Genomic DNA, 20,942 nt, shown 5'->3' with positions numbered 1-20,942 from the left:
CCGCCGCGCCTCCGGCGCGCAGGATGCGCTGGGCCCCATGTCAGGCCTGTTTCATGCAAGCCCCGTAGAATGGCCGCTTTCCGGCCGCGGGCCGGGGCACCGGAATGGTCATGATCCACAACGATGTACTGCGCAGCATTCGCTACATGCTCGATCTCAGCGACGACAAGGTGGTGCAGATCACCCACCTGGCCGACCCGCAGTTCGTGCTCGACAAGCCGCAGGTACAGGCCTGGCTGAAGAAGGAAGACGAGCCCGGTTTCGAACCCTGCACCGATGCGATGCTGGCGCGCTTCCTGGACGGGCTGGTGCTGCGCTTCCGTGGCCGCGACGAGAGCCAGCCGCCACGGCCACTGGAGGCGCGCGTCGGCAACAACCTGGTGCTGAAGAAGCTGCGCGTGGCCTTCGAGCTGAAGGATGTCGACATGCACGCCATCTTCGCCGGTGCCGGCTTTCCGCTCTCCAAGCCGGAACTCTCCGCACTGTTCCGCCAGCCCGGTCACAAGAATTTCCGCCCCTGCGGCGATCAGCTGCTGCGTGCCTTCCTCAAGGGCCTGACCGCGCGGGTGCGCGAAGCAGGTTGATGCCTGGGTGCTGAGGTTGGCCTGGCCTGGCTTGGTCGTCCGACAACGCTGCGACTTGAATGCGTCATTGCAGCGCAGCTGTCCTGTGTCTCGAAGTGACTGGTGTCGATAGATCGATCGTGGAGCGGTCGATCTGCTGCCTGGCCGCAAGGCCCTTGCCCGTCCACCATCGCAGGACACCCCGTAAGTATGTCCTTGTAGGCTCTTGTGCGGCATCCATGCCGCGTAAGGTCCCGCAACGATGGGCGAACAAGGACCAGTCGAAGGCATCGGTGCGCATGGTGTAAGCACTGCATGAGGCGCGTTGTTCGGATGATGAGCTTCCGGTTGGCTTCTCAATCGAAGCCAAGCAACAGGCAAGCCTTGAACAAGGCGATCTCAAACTTCTCGGCGTCCCAAGGCAAACTCAGGTTTTGACCCGGCCACCGACCGCCATCCTGGTGCGGTGTTCGCGCCGGTTGCGTGACCCTTGGCGGCATGGCTGCCGCCTAGGAGCCTCCACGGATGGATTCACGGCATGTCCCGCAAGCGGCAAGGGCACCGCGCCCTCGACTCACCAGGCGTTCGATTCAAGCATCTGCACCCGGGCCGCTACGACATCTCACGCAATCACGCCGCAGCCGCCAACCGCGGCCGGCGCACATCCAGCCGGAACACTGCCACCGCTTCGCTCAGTTCCACCGCCTGCTCCTCCATCGCGCGCGCGGCGGCGGAAGCCTCTTCCACCAGCGCGGCATTGCGCTGGGTGGTTTCGTCCATGTCGTTGACGGTGCGCGCCACCTGTTCGATCCCGGCCGACTGTTCGCGCGAGGCGGCGGAGATCTCCGCGATCAGGGTGGTGACCTGCTGTACCGATTGCACGATGTCCTGCATCGTGCGCCCGGCCTGATCCACGCGTGCACTGCCGCGCTCGACGCTTTCCACCGAGGCTTGGATCAATTGCTTGACCTCCCTCGCGGCACCAGCCGAGCGTTGTGCCAGCGCGCGCACTTCCGAGGCCACCACGGCAAAGCCGCGCCCCTGTTCGCCGGCACGCGCCGCTTCCACCGCCGCGTTCAAGGCCAGGATGTTGGTCTGGAACGCGATACCGTCGATGACGCTGATGATCTCGGCGATCTTCCGGGACGAGCCTTCGATCTCGCCCATGGTGTCGACCACGCTGGCGACCATCTCGCCGCCGCGGCCGGCGATTTCGGCCGCCGCCTGAGCGCCACGGCTGGCCTGCTGCGCGGTCTCGGAATTCTGTCGCACGGTGGAGGTCAACTCCTCCATCGAGGCAGCGGTTTCCTCCAGATTCGCGGCCTGCTGTTCGGTGCGCTGGGCGAGGTCGTTGTTGCCGGCGGCGATTTCCGCCGACGCGGTGCGGATGGTCTGGGCCGCCAGCGTGATGTCGCCAACGATGTCGGTCAGGCGCTGCACGGTGGCATTGGCGTCGTCGCGCATCCGCGCAAACACGCCCTGCTGGTCGCCATGCATGCGCGCAGTCAGATCGCCGTCGGCGATGGCCTTGAGCAATTGCGACAACTCGGCCAGGTTGTGGTCCACGTTCTGCATCAACCCATTGAGACCGCTCACCATGCCGCGAAACTCGAACTGATAGGCATCGGCGTTGCCGCGCGTGGCAAAGTCGCCGGCGGCCGCGGCGTCGACCAGGCCGCGGATTTCGCCGTTGATTGCGGCCAGATTGCGCTTGGTGGTGTCCATCGCCTCTGTAATCTGCGCTTTCTCGCCCGGCAGGCGCGGCATGTCCACCGACATGTCGCCCACCGCGTAGTGCTGCATCACCTGCAGCATGGTGCCGATCAGGTCCACTTGCGCACCGATCAAACCATTGGTGTCGTCGACCATGCGCCCGTAAGCGCCCGGAAACACCTGCGCATCCATGCGATAGCTCATCTGCCCGGCCTCGTGGCGCTGCGCCATGTCGGCCTGCGCGGTGGAAACGTCGGTGAGCGTGGTGACGACCTGACCCATGGCCTGGCCCAGCAGGCCGATTTCATCGCGATTGCTGACCGTCGCACGCGCCGACAGGTCGCCCGCTGCCACCAGACGTGCGGCATGCGCGACATTCTCGATCGGACGCACGATCGAACGCCGGATCCACCAGCCCAGCGCCGCCACCAGGCACACCGCCGCAACGATGGTGGCGACTGCCGAGTACACCAGTTTGTGCTGCGCCGACTGCGAGCTGGCCAGCACTGCCGCATCGGCCAGCACCTTGCTGCGCTTGACCAGCGCTTCGAGCGTGTTGCTGGGCGCGCGATCCTGGCCCTTGACCAGTTGGTCGCCCACCTGGGTGTCGTACCCGGCCGCGGCGAATTTGCCCAATGCCGCTTCGTAGTTGGCCTGCAGGCCCAGGTGGGCGGTGGCGAAATCCTGCGCCAGCGTGCGCACCTGCGGATCCTTGGCCTGACTGGCCAGCGCTTCGGTACTGGCCTGCACCTTCCTGCCCTGCTCGCGGAAGGCTCCCAAGTGCTTGTCCAGTTGCGCCGGATCGCGCCCGCGGATCAGCACGTTCTTCCATTCCTGCACCTGCAGGCGGAAGTTGCGGGTGATTTCTTCGCTGGCGGAGGCCTGTGCGACCTCCGCCGGCACCTTGCCCGACAGACTCAGCCAGGCCGTGCCCAGACCGCCGAGCGCGCACAACAGGATGACCGACAGGCCCAGCGCAAGTGCGCCCAGCAGTTTGCTTTGCAGGCTGACGAACTTCGGCATGGAGGCGGACATCGGGAATCCAGTCGTATGGGATATGCGGGTTATCGACGATTTGGCGACAGTCTGAAGCGCCCCCGGCATCGCAGGCCGCGCCGTTGGCCCGCACAAGCAGGCTCTTCCTTGCCTTCCACACCCGTCATCGCAGCGCCCGACCATCGTGCCGATGGCACGCAGGCCGTATCCTCCCGCGCATGAACGACCCCGCTTTTCCCATCTCAGCGCTGCTGCCGCAGCTGCGCGACAGCCTGATCGCTCACCCGCGCCTGGTACTCGAGGCCCCACCGGGCGCCGGCAAGACCACGCAGGTGCCATTGGCGCTGCTGGATGCGCCATGGCTGGCCGGACGCAGGATCGTGATGCTGGAACCACGTCGTGTCGCCGCGCGCAGCGCTGCGCTGTTCATGGCGCGCCAGCTCGGCGAGACGGTCGGCGAGACGGTGGGTTACCGCATTCGCTTCGAGAACAAGACCTCCGCGCGCACCCGCGTCGAGGTCGTCACCGAAGGCATCCTGACCCGGATGATCCAGGACGATCCCATGCTGGAAGGGGTCGGCGCGCTGCTGTTCGACGAGTTCCACGAACGCCACCTGGCCGGCGATCTGGGCCTGGCGCTGGCGCTGGACGTGCAGGCGCAGGTGCGCGAGGACCTGCGTATCGTGGCGATGTCGGCCACGCTGGATGGCGAGCACCTGGCCGGCTTCCTGGATGCGCCGCGGCTCAGCAGCGCCGGGCGCAGCTTCCCGGTGGAGATCGCGCACTTCCCGGCGCGCCGCGACGAGCCGCTGGAGCCGCAGGCGCGGCGTGCGGTGGAACATGCGCTGGCCACCCATCCCGGCGATGTGCTGGTGTTCCTGCCCGGCCAGCGCGAGATCGTACGGGTGCAAGCGGCCCTGGAGGATGTCCTCGACCCGGTCGTCCAGGTGCTGCCGCTGCACGGCGAGTTGTCGGTGGAGGCGCAAGGCCAGGTGCTGCAGCCCGACCCGCATGGCCATCGCCGCGTGGTGCTCGCCACCAACGTGGCCGAGTCCTCGGTCACGCTGCCGGGCGTGCGTGTGGTGATCGACAGCGGCCAGGCGCGCGAACCGCACTACGATCCCAATAGCGGATTCTCCCGGCTGGATGTGGTGACCATCGCACAGGCCTCGGCCGATCAGCGCGCCGGCCGTGCCGGACGCGTGGCCAGCGGCTGGGCGTACCGGCTGTGGCCGCAGTCCCAGCGGCTGGAACCCCAACGGCGCGCCGAGATCACCCAGGTCGAGTTGGCCGGCCTGGCGCTGGAGCTGGCTGCCTGGGGCAGCGATGCGCTGCGCTTCGTCGATGCACCGCCGGTCGGTGCGCTGGCCGCTGCGCGCGAATTGCTGCAACGGCTGGGCGCCCTCGCCGAAGGTGGCGGCATCACCGCACTCGGCCGCCGCATGCTGGCGCTGGGCACGCACCCGCGCCTGGCGGCGATGCTGGCCCAGGCCGGCGCCGCGCCGCGGTTGGCCTTGGCCTGCGACCTGGCTGCGCTGCTTGAAGCACGCGACCCGTTGCGCCAGGGGGGCGATGGCCTGGCCGCGCGCTGGCGGGCGCTGGCCGCATTTCGCCAGGGTCGCAGCGGGCCAGACGCCCATCGCAGCGGCCTGGCTGCGATCGACAGCGCCGCCAAGCAATGGCGCCGCCGGCTGCGCTGCGACACGGCTCCACCCTCCAGCGTAGAGGCGCATGCCCTGGGCGACCTGCTGTCGCATGCCTTTCCGGACCGCATCGCCGCCCGCCACCCTGCCGACCCGCTGCGCTATCTGCTCGCCAACGGCCGCAGCGCGCGCCTGTTCGATCACAGCGACCTGCGCGGCGAGCCCTGGCTGGTGGCCAGCGAGCTGCGCTACGAAGCCAAGGATGCGCTGCTGCTGCGGGCCGCCCCCGTGGACGAGGCGTACCTGCGCCGCAGCCTGCCCGACCGCTTCGTGCAGCAGGACGTGGTGCTGTGGGACGCGGACAAGCGCGCCCTGGTCGCACGCCGGCAATCCAGCTTCGACCGCATCGTGCTCGACAGCCGACCCGCCGGCCGTGTCGATCCGGCACAGGCAGCCGGCGCGCTCACCGATGCGGTGCGCCAACTCGGCCTGGAGGCCTTGCCCTGGACCGATACCCTGCAGCAGTGGCGTGCGCGCCTGCTGTCGCTGCGCACGTGGATGCCCGAGCTGGCGTTGCCCGATCTGTCCGACACCGCGCTGCTGGCGACACTGGACGACTGGCTGCGCCCGGCCTTCGCCGGCAAGACGCGGCTGGACGCGCTGGACGAAGCCGGCCTGGGCGAAGCCCTCAAGGCTGCGTTGGCGTGGGAACATCGGCAGGCCATCGATCGCCTTGCGCCCACGCGTGTGAGCGTGCCCTCGGGCATGGAACGCCAGATCAGCTACGCGCTGGACCACGCCGGGCAGCCGCTGCCACCGGTGCTGGCGGTCAAGCTGCAGGAATTGTTCGGTCTGGCCGAAACCCCGCGCATCGCCGACGGCCGCATCCCTCTCACGCTGCACCTGCTCTCACCGGGCGGCCGCCCGTTGCAGGTCACGCAGGATCTGAAGAGTTTCTGGGCGACGACTTATCCGGACGTCAGGAAGGAAATGAAGGGGCGGTATCCGCGGCATCCCTGGCCGGACGATCCGTGGACTGCGTCCGCCACCCATCGCGCAAAACCACGCGGCACCTGATGTGAGCCCCTCTCTCGTCGGGAGAGATAAGGGGTTGGGACGAGGGTGCGAATGGGAGGCGGTGGAGCAGACAGCCTCGCCCCGCATCATTACTTAACCGCAACCCAAACAAGCCCGAGCACCGCTAACACCGTCTATACGCAATAGCCCACAGACTGCGTACCACGTACTCAGAAAGGAAACGCCCCCAATGAGCAAGCTGACTGTCATCACCGAACGCGCCCTGGAGCGTGCCCTGGAACTGGCAGGCAATGCCGGCGACCATCTGCGGCATGCCGCCTCCAATGCAGGCGATCAGGCTCGCCACGCAGGTCATGGCCTGCGCAGCTTCGGCCCCGGCGCCAGTGAGTGGCTCAAGACGGGCGCTGCCTTGGGCGCCGTGCGCACCGGCGGCAAAGTCGCCACCAGACTGGTCAAGCGTAACCCCGCCGTGACGGTGGCCGCTGCAGTCGCCGGCCTGGGCTTGATCGGTTATGCGGTGTACCGCAAGCGTCAGCGCGATCAGCAGGTGCTCGGCGGCAACGTCCATCGTCTGGACCGCGAACACGCCGGCAACGCCAACGCCCGCCGCGCGGCCTATCAACGCCGCAATGCAGTGACGCCGAGCGACGGCATCGAGTAAGCCCTGCAGGTCGTTCTATTTGTCCGGATTCGGGAGTAGGCATTCGGGATTCGCAAAGGCGGGTCCTGCCTACGGCCCGATGCAATGCCGAACAGCTTCGGCGATTCATGCTGTAGCCGCATTCTTTTGGGGTCTCGCCAGGTGGCCCCAGCCCCATCGTGGCCCTGCACGCGCTCTCTCGCGCCGGTCCCGTCGCCTCCCGATGTCCGGCGTCGGCCTCCGCTGGCGCTGTCACCTAGCTTCGAACGAAACCGCGCATCGCTTGCTCCCAGTGGCGCAAGCGGTGCGCGTCGGCCGTTGCAGTATCGAGGCCCACGGCAGGCCTCCATCCGCCGATCAACGGAGCGATCAGTGCACACCCGCAGATCGCGCCAGTGCGCCCCTGTCGCGAGCGACAGCGGCGCAGCCTCGCGCACGTGCAGCGTTGGTACGCCGCCGCTCAGCGGCGTGCGCGGGGCGGCCGTGGCAAGGGGCTGCCCTCCTGACGCCATTGACCGGGGGCCAGGGTGTCCAGGCTCCACCCACCGATGGCCACGCGCACCAGTCGCAACGTGGGCAGGCCGACTGCGGCGGTCATGCGCCGCACCTGGCGGTTGCGGCCCTCGCTGATCTGCACTTCCAGCCAGGCATCGGGCACGGTCTTGCGCGCGCGGACCGGCGGATCGCGCGGCCACAGGGTCGGCACGGGATCGAGCCGGCGGATCACTGCGGGGCGGGTCGGGCCGTCGTTGAGCAAGACACCCTGGCGCAATACCTGCAGTTGCGCTTCCTGCGGATCGCCTTCCACCTGCACCCAATACGTCTTGGGCTGCTTGTGGCGCGGGTCGGTCAGCCGATGCGCCAGTGCGCCATCGTCGGTCAATAGCAATAGCCCTTCGCTGTCGTGATCCAGGCGGCCGGCCGCGTAAACATCCGCAGGCAGGCCGAACTCGGCCAGCGTCCGTCTGGGCGGCTGCGAGCGATCGCTGAACTGCGACAACACGCCATAGGGTTTGTTCAACAGCACCAACATGGACATCCTGTTGCGAACACCGCATGCGGCGATGGAGTGGATCCCTTACCACGCATTCGACGCAGACAACGCCGACATGGCGCGAAAGCGCCAGGCCAGCAGCGTTATCGACGCGTGTCGCGCGCCGGAACTCCCGCATGCCGCCGCAGCGGCATGCGGGCACAGCGTCATTGCTTGACGAACTTCAGCGTCATGCGGTCGCTCTCGCCGATCGCCTTGTACTTGGCATCGTCGGCGGCATCGTGGCTATTGCTCGGCGGCAATGTCCACACGCCACCCGGGTAGTCCTTGGTGTCGCGCGGATTGGCATTGACCTCGCTCTTGCCGGCCAGCCTGAAGCCGGCTGCCTCGGCCATCGCGATCACCTGCGCCTGGCCCACGTAGCCGCTCTTGTCGTCGGCCGGCACGTCGGCCTTGGCGCGATGCTCGACCACGCCGAGCACGCCGCCCGGCTTGAGGACCTTGTAGAAGCCGGCAAACATCGCCTCGGCATTGCCGGCCATGCGCCAGTTGTGCACGTTGCGGAAGGTCAGTACCAGATCGGCCGAGTTATCCACGCCGAACGAGGGTGCCTTGGGCACATACGAAACGAACGAGGGCTTGCCGTATACCTCGGGCTTGGCCTTGAGCTTTTTTTCCAGCTCGTCGCGCGCACGCTGCGCATAGTCGCGCGCGCGGCCCTCGGGCACCGACGCGGGGTCGACCACGGCCGCCACGTACTTGCCCTTCTCGCGCAGGTAGGGCGCCAGGATCTCTGCATACCAGCCGCCGCCCGGGGTGATTTCGATGACGGTCTGGGTGTGCTTGATACCGAAGAACGCCAGCGTCTGGCCAGGATGCCGGTACGGGTCACGCTGCACATAGACGCGGTCGCGCCAGCTGCCGTCGACAGCTGCCTGCAGCGCTGCATCGGGCGCCGGCAGGCTTGCGCTATCGGCCGGTTTCATCGCCATCGCCAGCGGTGCGGTCATTGCCACCATCACGCTCATCACACCTGCACAGGCCAGCCTGTTGCGGATCATCGCAGCGCCCTCCTCGAAAAAAGTAGCGCGAGCCTAGCATGCGGTTCGCCGTCTGCCATGTGCCCGCAGCGCACCGCAGACGCAGCATCCGCACACGTGTGGCGGGCGACATGTTCAGATCCTGTGAGCCGGCGGTCGCGATCGGCGGAACGCTGAATCCACATCCATGTCACACGCAGCGACAACCTGCATGACTATCCTGTGGGCAGTTCGAACCAGGAGCATCCACCATGACCCATTCCCGTGCATTGGGCCGCTCCGGCCTGCAGATCAAACCCATCGTCTTCGGCGGCAACGTGTTCGGATGGAGCGCCGATGAAGCGACGTCCTTCGCGTTGCTCGATGCCTTCGTCGATGCCGGCTTCAACCTGGTCGATACCGCCGACGCCTATTCGGGATGGGTACCGGGAAACCACGGCGGCGAATCGGAAACCATCATCGGTCGCTGGCTGGCGCGCAGCGGCAAGCGCGACAAGATCCTGATTGCGACTAAGGTCGCCAAGTGGAGCGAGCACCCCGGGTTGTCGCCGGACAACATCGCCGCAGCGGTCGACGACTCGCTGCGGCGCCTGCAGACCGATGTGATCGATCTGTACCAGGCGCACGAAGACGACGAGTCGATTCCGCTGGAAGCCACGCTGGCCGCATTCGGCCGCCTGATCGAACAAGGCAAGGTGCGCGCGATCGGTGCGTCCAACTACAGCGCCGCGCGCCTGCGCGATGCGCTGGATATCTCCGAGCAGTACACGCTTCCGCGCTACGAAAGCCTGCAGCCCGAATACAACCTCTACGACCGCACCGGATACGAAGCCGAGCTGGAGCCGCTGGTGCGCGAGCACGCGCTTGGGGTGATCAGTTATTACTCGCTGGCCAGCGGCTTTCTCACCGGCAAGTACCGCAGCGCCGACGACGCCGGCAAGAGCAGCGCGCGCGGCGCGTCGGTGGTCAAGCAGTACGTCAACCCGCGCGGCCTGCGCATCCTGCAGGCACTGGACGATGTAGCCGCCAGTCACAAGGCGACGCCTGCGCAGGTTGCACTGGCCTGGCTGATCGCACGCCCCAGCATCACCGCTCCGATCGTCAGCGCCACCAGCGTGGAGCAGCTGCACGACGTGCTGGCCGCCGCGCAGCTGTCGTTGAGCGCAGAGCAGCTCGCGCAACTGGACGAGGCAAGCGCGGCAACCTTGGCGGGCTGAGGCCCCGACCGGCCCACACCATTCCCACGCAGCCGCGCCGTCGGCTGCGTCTCCGCCGCGCATGCGCGGCTCCCCATGCGAGAACCCCCTATGACATCGATCACCAATCGCCGCATCGTGCTGGCCTCACGCCCCCAGGGCGAACCCAGCGCCGACAATTTCCGCATCGAAGAAGTCGCCCTGCCCGCCACCGGGCACGACCAGATCCTGGTGCGCAACCGGTTCCTGTCACTGGATCCCTACATGCGCGGACGCATGGACGATGGCCCGTCCTACGCCGCGCCGGTTGCCATCGATGCAGTGATGGAAGGCGGTACCGTAGGCGAAGTCATCGAATCGCATCACGCCGATTACCAGGCCGGCGATCTGGTGGTGCTGGCCGGTGGCTGGCAGACCCACGTGCTGCTCACCCCGTCCACCCCGCTACGCAAGCTGCCCAAGGACGACAAGCTGGCGCCGAGCACTGCACTCGGCGTCTATGGCATGCCCGGCTTCACCGCCTATGCCGGCCTGCACGAGATCGGCAAGCCGCAGGCCGGTGAGACCCTGGTGGTGGCAGCGGCCAGCGGCCCGGTCGGCGCCACCGTGGCGCAGCTGGCGCGGTTGCAGGGCTTGCGCGTGGTCGGCATTGCCGGCGGCGAGGAAAAGGTGGGTTACCTGCGCGAGGCAGTGAAGGTGGACGTGGCGCTGGACCACCGGGCCGAGGACTTCGCCGAGCGGCTGCGCGCGGCCACACCCGATGGCATCGATATCTACTTCGAGAATGTCGGCGGCAAGGTCTTCGATGCGGTGCTGCCGCAACTCAACGACTTCGCCCGCATTCCGGTCTGCGGCGTGATTGCCACCTATAACAGCCGCGGGCAGGTACTGCCCGGCCCGGATCGGCTACCCGAGTTCATGGGCCTGGTCCTGCGCAAACGGCTGACCGTGCGTGGCTTCATCCAGCACGATTTCATTCGCCTGATGCCGGCCTTCCTGCGCGAGATGGGCCAGTGGCTGCGCGAGGACAAGATCCAGTATCGCGAACACGTGCTGCATGGGCTCGACAGCGCACCGCAGGGTCTGATCGATGTGTTGCGCGGCAAGAATTTCGGAAAAGCCGTCGTCGCACTGGACTGACTGCGCACACGATTCCCCATTCCCCCACTCCCAAAGGAGCACCATGACCGTCCCCGCATTCGGCCTCGGCACCTTCCGCCTCAAGGATCAGGTCGTCATCGACTCGGTGCGCAACGCGCTGGAGCTGGGGTATCGCGCCATCGATACCGCACAGATCTACGATAACGAGGCGCAGGTCGGTCAGGCCATTGCCGCCTCTACCGTTCCACGCGATGCGCTGTACATCACCACCAAGATCTGGGTCGACAGGTTCGATCGCGCTGCACTGATCGCCAGCCTGCAGGAAAGCCTGCGCAAGCTCGGCACCGACCATGTCGATCTCACCCTGATCCACTGGCCCTCGCCGAAGGATCAGGTGCCGATGCGCGAGTATCTGGAAGCATTGGCCGAAGCGAAACGTCAAGGCCTCACGCGCGCGATCGGCGTGTCCAACTTCACCATTGCATTGATGAAGCAGGCGATCGAGATCCTGGGCGCCGAAGCGATCGCCACCAACCAGATCGAGGTGCATCCGTACCTGCAAAATCGCGCTTTGATCGCGTTCCTGCGTGAGCAGGGCATCCACGTCACCTCCTACATGACCCTGGCCGTCGGCGAGGTGCTGAAGGATCCGGCGATCCTGGCCATTGCCGCACGCCACGACGCCACGCCCGCACAGGTGGCGCTGGCCTGGGCACTGCAGCAGGGATATTCGGTGATTCCTTCATCGACCAGGCGTGCGAATCTGCAGAGCAACCTCAAAGCGCAGGAGTTGCGCTTGAACGACCAGGACATGGCCGAGATCGCGGCGCTCGAGCGTGGACAGCGCCTGGCGAACCCGCAGGCGATTGCGCCGGACTGGGACTGACGCGCCGCGGCTGGGCAGTGCATCGCTGACTTCAGGTGGTTGCATGTTCCCACTGCCGGCGTGACACCCGGCATGGCTGGATGCAAGCAACGGCATCCCGCCAGCCGGCGTGTGCAGCCGGCGCGTCCGGTCGTGCCTGCCTGCGCGCAAACGATAGTGACGACCGCTCGTCGTCGCGCGCTGGTGAGCGGCAACCCTGCCCTGCTACCGTGCCGGCACAGGGGATGGCCTCGCTCACGGGAGTCCTAGCCATGCACAGCACAACCGTTCCGACCCGCCGCGATGTCGATGCAGAAATCGCGTATTGGCACACGGTCCATGCCGACGGCCACCTGGGTGGCTACGCGTTTTCCGACTACGCCCGGCTGTTGATGCTGGGTTATGACGTCTACCTGGCCTATCCGCGCGCCAGCGAAGCACAGCTGTATCGCGTGCTGCAGGACGCGTATTACCGCGCGCAGCCGATCCTGCCGGTGCCATGGGACCAGGCGCGCTGGATCGTGCGCCACGCCTGGCGACATATGGAAGATGCCGGCGCGGTGCATTGAGGCCGTTGGAGGCTGGATGGCGCAGGCGTCAGCGGCAATCCGCGCAGCGTCCACATCGCTGGGAACGCGTCAGCTGACGCCATGGCGCGTCCATCGACAGCGCCTGGCGAAGTATTGGACGAATACGATCGCGCAATCAGCACGGATCCCGGGCAGGTCTTGCTGCCCGCACCCGCTCCGCAGAGCCCCAGCATTCGGCCGAGCTCGGCTCGCCCGCCCTCAGCTGCACCGCATCTGGCGGAGGAGAAGCAGCAGCCTGGCTCAGTTCAACGGCCCGGTCGCCAGCGCCTGCCGATCGATACGGTGTTTCTCCGCCAGCGCCTGCATGCCCTGCAGCGTCGATGCGATCAGGCTGGCATAGCGCAAGCGCCACAGGTCGGCGCGGTCGTGCGCGTCATCGGTGCTGCCCAGGCCATCGAGGACATGCGGCAGACGGCGGTCCGCCAGCGCCGACGCCGCCAGGTACGGCTTGGCCGGCGCGATCACGTCCACCGGCGCCCGCCAGTCGCTGGCGACATGCCGGGCGATGCCGGCCAGATGCGACAGCTGATGCATGCCGATCAATGTCTCGTGCAGCATCTCGCGGCAGGCCCATTGCCATAGCGCCACCTTTTCGGATGGATCCTGGGCGATCTCGGTCAGCGCCAGATCGACCTTTTCGATTCGCGAGTCGCGCATTGCTGAGCTCCGATGCTGCTTTGCAACATAATTCACACCATCCGGCGTGAGAATCAAGTGAGCCAGGCGTTCAAATGACGTGGGCATCTGGATGCTCGACCCATTTCACGGTTTGGTCGCCCCCGCACAGCCGCGACCGGCACCCTGACTTTCCGCCCATGCAGCTTGCCCGGGGCTGCGTGATGCTGCAGTCCCCATCCAGTGGTGTTCCCATGCGCCTGACCGCCGTTGCGCCGCTCCTGCTCGTGATTGGCTGCGCCGCGCACGCGGAAACGGCCAAGCCGGACCTGTCCTCGCACCAATGCGCGGTCAGCACGTCCTACGACGTTCTGGCCGATGGCGGCGGCATCTGGCTGCGCCGCAAGCAAGGCGTACCGCGCGAGATCTTCTTCCATGGCGGCGAGCTCGATGTGGACCGTCAGGGGCAGCCGGTCAGCGCCGCCGATGCACAGCGGTTGCGCGAGCTCGAGCAAGGCACACGCGCGCTGATGCCGGCGGTGACCTCGATTGCGCATTCGGTGGTGGATATCAGCTTCGACGCGTTGGGCGGGGTGGTGCAGGTGCTGTCCGGCAGCGCACGCCAGCAGCGCAAGGTGGAACGGCTGCGCACCGACGCGCTGGCACAGGTGGACGGTAGCCTGGGGCGTGGGCGCTGGGAGCAGGACCTGTTCGATGCGCGTTTCGAAGCCAGCGTCGAGCGCGCCGCCGAGGACCTGGCCGGCAGCCTGGCCCGCAGCGTGATGTGGACGGTGGTGACCGGCCGTGCGGCCCAGCTCGACCAACGTGGCGCGCAACTGGATGCACAGTGGGAACAGCAGATGCAGCAGCGCAGCCAGGCACTGCAGACACAGGCACAGGCGGTGTGCGTGCAGGCGCAAGCGCTGTACGCCATCCAGCAATCGCTGGACTACCGCTTCCACGGGCAACGCCTGCAGATGCTGGAACTCACCGCGCCTGGACACGACCAGGACGTGCCAGCCGCGAACGCTATCGTGGCCGTAACTGCGCGCTAAGGGTGGCGCCAGCGGGTGAAGAATGGCCTTGTGCAGCTGCGCCGCGCGCAGAGCCAGGCTGCAGATCTATGCGAACGTTCCACCGTAACGCCCCCGGCGCCGCCTCGGAACCGGTCAGATCGCCGACCACATACTCGGCGATATCGGGGCCAGCGCAATGCGCTGCGCCTGCCACAGCTCGACGTCGTTGAGCAGCCCGGGCGACAGCAGCGGGTAGAAGGTATGCCGCGCATGCGCGGCCGAGGACGTTGTTGCTACCGACGCCAACGGCCCGACGCAGGCGCCGGGCCGTTGGCTGACAGCGCCATGCGCGTGGCGCACGGCGCAGGCCCGAATCAGGCCAGGGTCAGGGTGACGTCGATGTTGCCACGGGTCGCGTTGGAGTACGGGCAGACCTGGTGCGCCTTGTCGACCAGCGCCTGCAGCTCGGCCTTGTCCATGCCCGGAACCGCGATGCGCAGTTCGACCGCGATGCCGAAGCCGCCCGGGATCTGGCCGATGCCGACGCTGCTGTCGATGCTGACTTCACCCGGCAGCTTGAGCTTGTCCTGCGCCGCCACGGCCTTCATCGCACCGATGAAGCACGCCGCATAGCCGGCAGCGAACAACTGCTCGGGGTTGGTGCCATCGCCACCTGCGCCGCCCAGCTCGCGCGGGGTGGACAGCTTGGCATCCAGCGCCTTGTCCGAGGACACGGCGCGGCCTTCGCGACCACCGGTGGCGGTGGCGTGGCCGGTGTAGAGGATCTTTTCGGGTGAGGCCATGATGGTTCTCCAGGGTTGGGCGCGGTCAGCGCATGCGGGTTGAATCGTTGGCGATTGCTTGATGTACGACATGCTGCGAAAGATGAGGCGCGCGTTGGTGAACTCAGCCGGCGCCGAGGCTGGAGCGCAGCTTTTCCAGTTCATGCTTGAGGCAGTGCAGTTCGTCCAGCGAACAGGCCGATGCGCAGAACACCTGTTCCGGCACGGCACCTGCCTTGCTGCGCAATGCGCGGCCGGTCTCGGTCAGCGCGACGATCACCTGCCGCTCGTCGCTCACCGCGCGGGTACGCGTCACCAGACCAGCCGCCTGCAGCCGCTTGAGCAGCGGCGTGAGCGTGGCCGAATCCAGATACAGCCGCTCGCCGATCTCCGACACGCTGCGCTCGTCGGTCTCCCAGAGCACCAGCATCACCAGATACTGGGGATAGGTCAGATCCAGCGCCTTCAGCAAGCCGCGATAGAGCTTGTGCATCGCCAGGTTGGCCGAATACAGCGCGAAGCACAGCTGGTTGTCGAGCTGCAGCAGCGCGTCGGTGCGGGTGGCAGTGGCAGCGTCCATGGCTTCAATTTACATAGCGCGCTATTTAATAGCAAGCCATTCCTTGACTCGGGCCTGAAGGTAGCGTCATGTCGAACGCATGCTCACGGCACGCAGTGTTTGGTTGTGAAGAGTGCCGGCGGCCACAGCGGCGCCCTGGTCGGCAAGCGGCGCCGCCATCGATGGGCGCCCCCTTCCTATGAGCGGTGCTCCCGACCGACTCTTTCGGGGCCGCATCGCCGGGCAGACGCAACCGTGGCAGCCTAAATTCCCGCCCCAGTTGCGCAACACTTCCGATGACCGGACGCTGCGTCGCCTCGGCCCGTCGACAAGGCCGCCAGACAGGGAGCAGCGCCGCGCCGAACGCGGAGGCGTCAGGTCGCCAGACGTCTACGCCCGATGCGCGGTGGCCAGATATTCCGCACTCTGCATTTCGATCAGGCGCGAGGCGGTGCGCTCGAACGCGCCTGCCAGGCGCTGCCCGCTGTACAGCGACGGCGGTGCGTCCTGCGCGGTGCAGACCAGATTGACGTGGCGGTCGTACAGCTCGTCGATCAGGTTGACGAAGCGGCGCGCCGCATCCTCGTTCATGCGGTCGAAGTGCGGGATGCCGCCCAGCAGCACCGTGGTGAATTCGCGTGCGATCTCGATGTAGTCGGACGGCCCGCGCGGACCTTCGCACAATGCGGCGAAATCGAACCAGGCGATGCTCTTGCCGCGGGCGCGCACCGGAATCTTGCGCGCCTCGATCTCGATATTGCCCGCACGTGCTTCGGCATTTCCGCTCAGATCGCTCCAGCGCTGCGACAACCAGGCATCGGCCTGCGCATCCAGCGGCGCGCGGTACACCGGCGAGCGCGTCAGCGCGCGCATGCGGTAGTCCTCGGTGCCTTCGGCGTAGAGCTCCACGCAGAATTTCTGCAGCAAGCCTATCGCCGGCAGGAAACTGTCGCGCTGCAGTCCGTTGGCGTAGAGATTCTCCGGCGCGGTATTGGAGGTCGTCACCAGGGTCACGCCCTCGGCGAACAGGCGCTCGAGCAGGCGCGCCAGCAACATCGCATCGCCGATGTCGGTGACGAAGAATTCGTCCAACACCAGCACGCGCAGGTTTTCGCGCCATTGCTGGGCGATCCGGGCCAGCGGGTCGCTCTGCCCGGCATGCTCGCGCAGTTGCTCGTGCACGCCGCGCATGAACCGATGGAAGTGGGTGCGGTACTTCTGCTTGATCGGCAGACCGTCGTAGAACAGATCCACCAGGAAGGTCTTGCCGCGCCCCACACCGCCCCAGAAATACAGGCCGCGTACCGGTTCGGGTTTTTTCCAGAACGCGGAGAGCCGGTCCAGCCAGCCGTCCTGGGCGCTGTCCAGCAGCGCCTCGTGGATACGGTCCAGCTCCTTCAGGGCCGCCTGCTGGGCAGGGTCGGCACGCCAGTCGCCACGTTGTACGCCGGCGGCGTAGCGCTGCGACGGGGTCATCTCGGTCATTGCAATACTCCACGGGCCGGCTGCTGCCCTGCCCGCTCAACGGCGCATCGGCGTGCGATGCGCGTGGGCCGTGCCGCGTTCAGACGGCGGCCGGCAACCAGCGCCGGACACCATGCTGGATCGCACCGCGCAGGTCGATCAACTTGCGGTGGAAGAAGTGGCTGGTGTCGGGCATGCGCACCAGCTCGGGCTGTTGTTCCAGCGTCTCCAGCCAGTCGTACACCGCCTGCGGATCGACGATCTCGTCGGCATCGCCCTGGATCACCAACCACTGCGCCGGCGGCTGCAGGTCGCTGAAATCCCAGCGCCCGGCCGGCGGCGCGATCGAGATCAAGGCCTGCGGCGCCAGCGCACCGGCCGCGCGTAACGATACATATGCACCGAAGCTGAAACCGGCCAGCCACACGGTGTCGCCAGGCCGCTGCGCGCGCACCCACTCGGCCACCGCACGCAGATCGTCCTGCTCGCCGTCGCCATGATCGAAGGTCCCGGCGGATGTGCCGACGCTGCGGAAATTGAAGCGCACCACCGTGATGCCGAGCTCGCGCAATGCACGGGCGGCCATGGTGACGACCTTGTTGTGCATGCTGCCGCCCTCGGTGGAGAGCGGGTGGCAGACGATGGCGGTGACAGGCTGCGCGGCCACATCGCTGTCGGGCAGATCGACAGCGACATCGAGCGGGCCGACAGGCCCGTCCAGCGTCAATGCGGCCGATTCGGTGGGGAATGGGGGATTGGACATGCCCTCATAATAGCCGCCCCGCCGGCCGCGTTCATCGCTCTGCCTGCACACTTCGTTGCCTTGCCATGCATTTGTTGCTGTTTGCCGTTGTCTGCAGTGTCCTGGTGTCGGTGCTGTTGAAGCTGGCGCCACGCCGCCGCATCGATCTCTTCCAGGCCATCACCTGGAACTACGCTGCCGCCAGCGTGCTGGCCCTCGCCTTGCTCACGCCTTCGTTCGCCAGCCTGCATGCCGCGAGCACGCCATGGGTGGCTTTGCTGGGTCTGGCGATCGCCCTGCCGAGCATTTTCCTGGTCCTGGCGCGCTCGGTGCACCTGGCCGGCATCGTGCGTACCGACGTGGCGCAACGCCTGTCGCTGCTGCTCTCGCTGGCGGCGGCCTTTACCGTGTTCGGCGAACGCGCTGGGCCGTGGAAGTTCGCCGGCCTGGCGGTCGGGCTGCTGGCAATCGTCTGTATCGTGCAGCGCCCCCGCGCCTCCGGTGCACTCCAGCCTGCCGGCGACGCCGGTGCGCCGGCACGCGCATGGCCGTGGCTGCTGGCCGTCTGGGCAGGCTTCGCGGTGATCGATGTATTGCTCAAGACCATCGCCTTGTCCGGCACGCCGTCGCTGACGGCGTTGACGCTGTGCTTTGCCATCGCCTTCGCGCTGATGCTGTGTGTGCAGATCCTGCGGATGCGCCGCGGCCACCGCCTGCATGCGCCCAGCATCGCTGCCGGCCTGCTGCTGGGCGTCCTCAACTTCGGCAACATCCTGTTTTACGTGCGTGCGCACCAGAGCCTGCCGGATAGCCCGGCCACGGTCTTTGCGACGATGAATATCGGAGTCGTGGCGCTGGGCGCCGTGGTCGGCATCCTGGCCTTCGGCGAGCGCACCACGCGCTGGACGCGTATCGGACTGGCACTGGCGGTGCTGGCCATCGCGCTGATCGCATGGGGCTCGCGCTGAGACAGCGGCAGGCAGCACGCGGTGATGGCATGCGTCATGGGCGCGGTGGCCTCACCGCTGCCACTGCGGAAACGGATCGTCCAGCAGTTGCCAGTGCGCCGGCCCTTGCCGTAGTTCCTGGTCGCTGAGCAGGCAGGCATCCAGCGCCGCGCGCGTCCGCGCTGCGTCCATGTCCACGCCGATCACCGCCAGCTCCTGGCGACGGTCGCCCCAGAGCGGATGCCAGAGCCGCTGCATGGCCGCATACTCGTTGGCATCGCTCACTTCGTGCGGCAGCGGCAGCGGCGCGGTCCAGCACTGGATCTGCTGCCGTTGCCAGCCGATATCGGTATACGGCAACGGCGTCATGCCGATCTCCACCGGCTGGCCCTGTACTTGCGCATCCACCCGATGACGGGCGGCGAACCAGAATCCGGCGGCATTGGTCTGGGTGGCACCGCCCACGCTGGACAGCTCGCCCACCCAGTCCATGCGGCTGGCCAGCCAGAAGAAACCCTTGCTGCGGATCACCTGCGGCAACCCGCTGTGCACCATGCGCGCGAAACGCTGCGGGTGGAACGGGCGGCGCGCACGGTAGACGAAGCTGCTGATGCCGTATTCCTCGGTCTCGGGCGTGTGTTGCCCACGTAGTTCCTGCATCCAGCCCGGCGCCAGCTGCGCGCGGGTGAAGTCGAACTTCCCGGTGTCGAGCAGCTGATGCAGCGGCACCTCGCCGTGTGCTGCCTCCACGATCGCCGCCTCGCGATTGAGCGCCCGCAGTACCGCGCGCAGGCGCTGCCGTTGCGCCGCGTCGATGCGGTCGCACTTGCTGATCACCAGCACGTCGGCGAACTCGACCTGCTCGCCCAGCAACTGCACCAGTCCGCGCGTATCGTCCGGGCCGGCTTGCTGGCCCAGCTCGGCGAGCGTGGACGCCGAGCCGAAATCGCGCAGGAAGCCGCTGCCATCGACCACGGTCACCATGGTGTCCAGGCGCACGATGTCCGACAGGCTGAAGCCATCGGCATCGCGCACCGCGAAGGTGGCCGCCACCGGCATCGGCTCGGCGATGCCGGTCGATTCGATCAACAGATAGTCGTAGCGGCCGTGTTCGGCCAAGCGCCGCACTTCCTGCAGCAGATCGTCGCGCAGCGTGCAGCAGATGCAGCCGTTGCTGAATTCCACCAGCGTTTCTTCGGTGCGCCGCAACGCCGCCCCACCGTCGCGTACCAGCTGCGCATCGATATTGATCTCGCTCATGTCGTTGACGATCACCGCCACGCGCAGGCCGTGACGGTTCTGCAGGATGCGGTTGAGCAAGGTGGTCTTGCCGGCGCCCAGGAAGCCGGACAGCACGGTGACGGGAAGGCGTGAATCGCGGGCGACGGCAGCAGGCATCCGGAGAATCTCGAAAGACAAAGTGTTACTATATAACACTTTATCGCCGGAACCCTTCCATGCGTCCGACTGCTTCGCTTCTGGACAACTCCGCCATCGTTCTGTCCGGGCTGTGCCTGCTGCACTGTCTGGCGCTGCCCCTGCTGGCGGCCACGCTTCCGCTGCTGGGCGTCTGGAGTCGGGCCGAGTGGGTGCATGTGGCATTCGCAGCGGCGGCCGTGCCGCTGAGCGGCTACGCGCTGTGGAGCACGCAGCGACGCCATGCGCTACCGCCGGCGGTGTGGGCACTGGCAGGCTGCGGGCTGGCCGGCCTGGTGCTGGGCGCCAGCAGCCTCGCCGGCGAACACCTGGAAACGCCGATCACGGTGACCGCCAGCCTGCTGCTGGCCAGCGCGCATCTGCTCAATCTGCGCATCCGCCGTCGCGCGGGGCGGTGCGCACTGACGCCCCAATGAAGCCGGCACGCAGAACGGGCTGCCTTCCACAGCATTGAAGAACTAACGCAAGTCGTTCTTGACCATCAGCAGGCATGTCTTGATCTTGGCCTGCAAGGCTCCCATCGCACCGGTTCTTGCATATCGACCGTTCTTTTCGAGACTGGCCAGTTTCAAGGCGAGCTTGGCGCCACTGGCGACGGAGATCGGCGGCGTGCTCGTGGCATCGACGATCCCCCTGATCGCACGATCCGTCTTGGAGAGAAACTCCGCGCCGAACAGCGCGATTTCTATGTAACGAGGATTGGAGCCGAATTCTTCTCTGCTCAAGTCGCCATCGAGAGCGAACTTGGCGATCTCATACAACGGATCAAGTTGCCTCTGGCCCAATGAGCTGACATCTGCATATCCCCGCGGAGGACAATTCACCTCCGTGGCCTCGCCTGTGGAGGCCTGCGCCTGTTCCGATACGGCGATGGTCCGCCCGCCGGCCGGGAGATGGTGGCCAGCGGCGCTCTCGTTCGGCTGGCTGCAACCTGCCGCAGTTACGCTGAGCAGTACCGACATACCGACGCTTCGCATGACACGCATGCACGATCCTCCTTG

The 20,942-nt window shown here is 66.9% G+C and carries 21 protein-coding genes; 11 read left to right on the top strand and 10 right to left on the bottom strand.

Annotation, left to right across the window (positions count from 1 at the left end):
* Window positions 1–110 precede the first annotated feature (110 nt).
* Window positions 111–584 carry a DUF1456 family protein gene (locus tag LL962_RS00975; protein ID WP_228315557.1) on the top strand — a complete coding sequence of 158 codons (474 nt, stop codon included), beginning with the start codon at window positions 111–113 and terminating at the stop codon, window positions 582–584.
* 609 nt (window positions 585–1,193) lie between these two features.
* Here the strand turns inward: LL962_RS00975 and LL962_RS00970 are convergent.
* Entirely contained in the window at window positions 1,194–3,311 is a 2,118-nt protein-coding gene (locus LL962_RS00970; RefSeq protein ID WP_304956866.1) for a methyl-accepting chemotaxis protein, read from the bottom strand.
* A 179-nt stretch (window positions 3,312–3,490) separates the two neighbouring features.
* Between LL962_RS00970 and hrpB the strand changes: the two genes are divergently transcribed.
* Together hrpB and LL962_RS00960 are read left to right on the top strand one after the other, a co-directional pair.
* On the top strand, window positions 3,491–5,992 hold the full coding sequence (gene hrpB / locus LL962_RS00965; RefSeq protein ID WP_228315556.1) for an ATP-dependent helicase HrpB: 2,502 nt from the start codon (window positions 3,491–3,493) through the stop codon (window positions 5,990–5,992).
* A 190-nt stretch (window positions 5,993–6,182) separates the two neighbouring features.
* The gene (locus tag LL962_RS00960; RefSeq protein WP_228315555.1) at window positions 6,183–6,614 is read left to right on the top strand and encodes a hypothetical protein; all 432 of its coding nucleotides are present in this window, start codon (window positions 6,183–6,185) and stop codon (window positions 6,612–6,614) included.
* A gap of 439 nt (window positions 6,615–7,053) precedes the next feature.
* Here LL962_RS00960 and LL962_RS00955 read toward each other — a convergent pair whose 3' ends face one another.
* Window positions 7,054–7,626, bottom strand: coding sequence for a pseudouridine synthase (locus LL962_RS00955; RefSeq protein ID WP_104588938.1), 573 nt, complete (start codon window positions 7,624–7,626; stop codon window positions 7,054–7,056).
* Here LL962_RS00955 and LL962_RS00950 point away from each other — a divergent pair.
* On the top strand, window positions 7,625–7,804 hold the full coding sequence (locus LL962_RS00950; RefSeq protein WP_146092455.1) for a hypothetical protein: 180 nt from the start codon (window positions 7,625–7,627) through the stop codon (window positions 7,802–7,804). The genes LL962_RS00955 and LL962_RS00950 overlap by 2 nt on opposite strands.
* On the opposite strand, the gene LL962_RS00945 is transcribed toward LL962_RS00950, so the two are convergent.
* Complete coding sequence (locus LL962_RS00945) at window positions 7,794–8,648, bottom strand: class I SAM-dependent methyltransferase (RefSeq protein ID WP_228315554.1); 855 nt, start codon at window positions 8,646–8,648, stop codon at window positions 7,794–7,796. The two genes, LL962_RS00950 and LL962_RS00945, sit on opposite strands and share 11 nt — an antisense overlap.
* Window positions 8,649–8,878: 230 nt before the next feature.
* Here LL962_RS00945 and LL962_RS00940 point away from each other — a divergent pair, with 230 nt between their 5' ends.
* The 4 genes from LL962_RS00940 (at window position 8,879) to LL962_RS00925 (ending at window position 12,358) form a co-directional block, all read left to right on the top strand.
* Complete coding sequence (locus LL962_RS00940) at window positions 8,879–9,844, top strand: aldo/keto reductase (protein ID WP_228315553.1); 966 nt, start codon at window positions 8,879–8,881, stop codon at window positions 9,842–9,844.
* Between the two features lie 90 nt (window positions 9,845–9,934).
* On the top strand, window positions 9,935–10,963 hold the full coding sequence (locus LL962_RS00935) for an NADP-dependent oxidoreductase (protein ID WP_228315552.1): 1,029 nt from the start codon (window positions 9,935–9,937) through the stop codon (window positions 10,961–10,963).
* Window positions 10,964–11,006: 43 nt separating this feature from the next.
* On the top strand, window positions 11,007–11,810 hold the full coding sequence (dkgB, locus tag LL962_RS00930) for a 2,5-didehydrogluconate reductase DkgB (RefSeq protein ID WP_228315551.1): 804 nt from the start codon (window positions 11,007–11,009) through the stop codon (window positions 11,808–11,810).
* A 251-nt stretch (window positions 11,811–12,061) separates the two neighbouring features.
* Window positions 12,062–12,358 (top strand): hypothetical protein, encoded by a 297-nt coding sequence (locus LL962_RS00925; protein ID WP_228315550.1) that lies wholly within the window; start codon window positions 12,062–12,064, stop codon window positions 12,356–12,358.
* Window positions 12,359–12,619: 261 nt separating this feature from the next.
* On the opposite strand, the gene LL962_RS00920 is transcribed toward LL962_RS00925, so the two are convergent.
* The gene (locus LL962_RS00920) at window positions 12,620–13,036 is read right to left on the bottom strand and encodes a hypothetical protein (protein ID WP_167395460.1); all 417 of its coding nucleotides are present in this window, start codon (window positions 13,034–13,036) and stop codon (window positions 12,620–12,622) included.
* A 158-nt stretch (window positions 13,037–13,194) separates the two neighbouring features.
* Between LL962_RS00920 and LL962_RS00915 the strand changes: the two genes are divergently transcribed.
* Window positions 13,195–14,049, top strand: coding sequence for a DUF2884 family protein (locus LL962_RS00915; protein WP_441004844.1), 855 nt, complete (start codon window positions 13,195–13,197; stop codon window positions 14,047–14,049).
* 335 nt (window positions 14,050–14,384) lie between these two features.
* Here LL962_RS00915 and LL962_RS00910 read toward each other — a convergent pair whose 3' ends face one another.
* The 4 genes from LL962_RS00910 to LL962_RS00895 all read right to left on the bottom strand — a co-directional run bounded on the left by LL962_RS00910 (window position 14,385) and on the right by LL962_RS00895 (window position 17,578).
* Entirely contained in the window at window positions 14,385–14,813 is a 429-nt protein-coding gene (locus tag LL962_RS00910; RefSeq protein ID WP_104588916.1) for an organic hydroperoxide resistance protein, read from the bottom strand.
* A gap of 103 nt (window positions 14,814–14,916) precedes the next feature.
* Window positions 14,917–15,372, bottom strand: a complete 456-nt coding sequence (locus LL962_RS00905; protein WP_228315548.1) for a MarR family winged helix-turn-helix transcriptional regulator — start codon at window positions 15,370–15,372, stop codon at window positions 14,917–14,919.
* Window positions 15,373–15,741: 369 nt separating this feature from the next.
* Entirely contained in the window at window positions 15,742–16,836 is a 1,095-nt protein-coding gene (gene zapE, locus LL962_RS00900) for a cell division protein ZapE (RefSeq protein ID WP_228315547.1), read from the bottom strand.
* Window positions 16,837–16,915: 79 nt separating this feature from the next.
* Entirely contained in the window at window positions 16,916–17,578 is a 663-nt protein-coding gene (locus tag LL962_RS00895) for an alpha/beta hydrolase (protein ID WP_228315546.1), read from the bottom strand.
* 65 nt (window positions 17,579–17,643) lie between these two features.
* Here LL962_RS00895 and LL962_RS00890 point away from each other — a divergent pair, with 65 nt between their 5' ends.
* Window positions 17,644–18,525 (top strand): EamA/RhaT family transporter, encoded by an 882-nt coding sequence (locus tag LL962_RS00890; protein WP_228315545.1) that lies wholly within the window; start codon window positions 17,644–17,646, stop codon window positions 18,523–18,525.
* Window positions 18,526–18,576: 51 nt separating this feature from the next.
* Here the strand turns inward: LL962_RS00890 and LL962_RS00885 are convergent, their stop codons facing one another.
* A complete protein-coding gene (locus tag LL962_RS00885; protein WP_228315544.1) occupies window positions 18,577–19,902 on the bottom strand; it encodes a GTP-binding protein in 1,326 nt (441 codons plus the stop codon).
* A gap of 59 nt (window positions 19,903–19,961) precedes the next feature.
* On the opposite strand from LL962_RS00885, the gene LL962_RS00880 reads away from it, so the two are divergent.
* Window positions 19,962–20,357 carry a MerC family mercury resistance protein gene (locus LL962_RS00880; protein ID WP_228315543.1) on the top strand — a complete coding sequence of 132 codons (396 nt, stop codon included), beginning with the start codon at window positions 19,962–19,964 and terminating at the stop codon, window positions 20,355–20,357.
* Between the two features lie 42 nt (window positions 20,358–20,399).
* Here the strand turns inward: LL962_RS00880 and LL962_RS00875 are convergent, their stop codons facing one another.
* Window positions 20,400–20,903 carry a hypothetical protein gene (locus LL962_RS00875; RefSeq protein ID WP_228315542.1) on the bottom strand — a complete coding sequence of 168 codons (504 nt, stop codon included), beginning with the start codon at window positions 20,901–20,903 and terminating at the stop codon, window positions 20,400–20,402.
* Window positions 20,904–20,942 lie beyond the last annotated feature (39 nt).

This window comes from Xanthomonas sp. NCPPB 1067 (genome assembly GCF_020783795.1).
In the GTDB taxonomy this organism is placed as follows: domain Bacteria; phylum Pseudomonadota; class Gammaproteobacteria; order Xanthomonadales; family Xanthomonadaceae; genus Xanthomonas; species Xanthomonas melonis.
The sequence above is the reverse complement of the archived record's forward strand: the minus strand, read 5'-3'. Positions and strand labels throughout refer to the sequence as shown.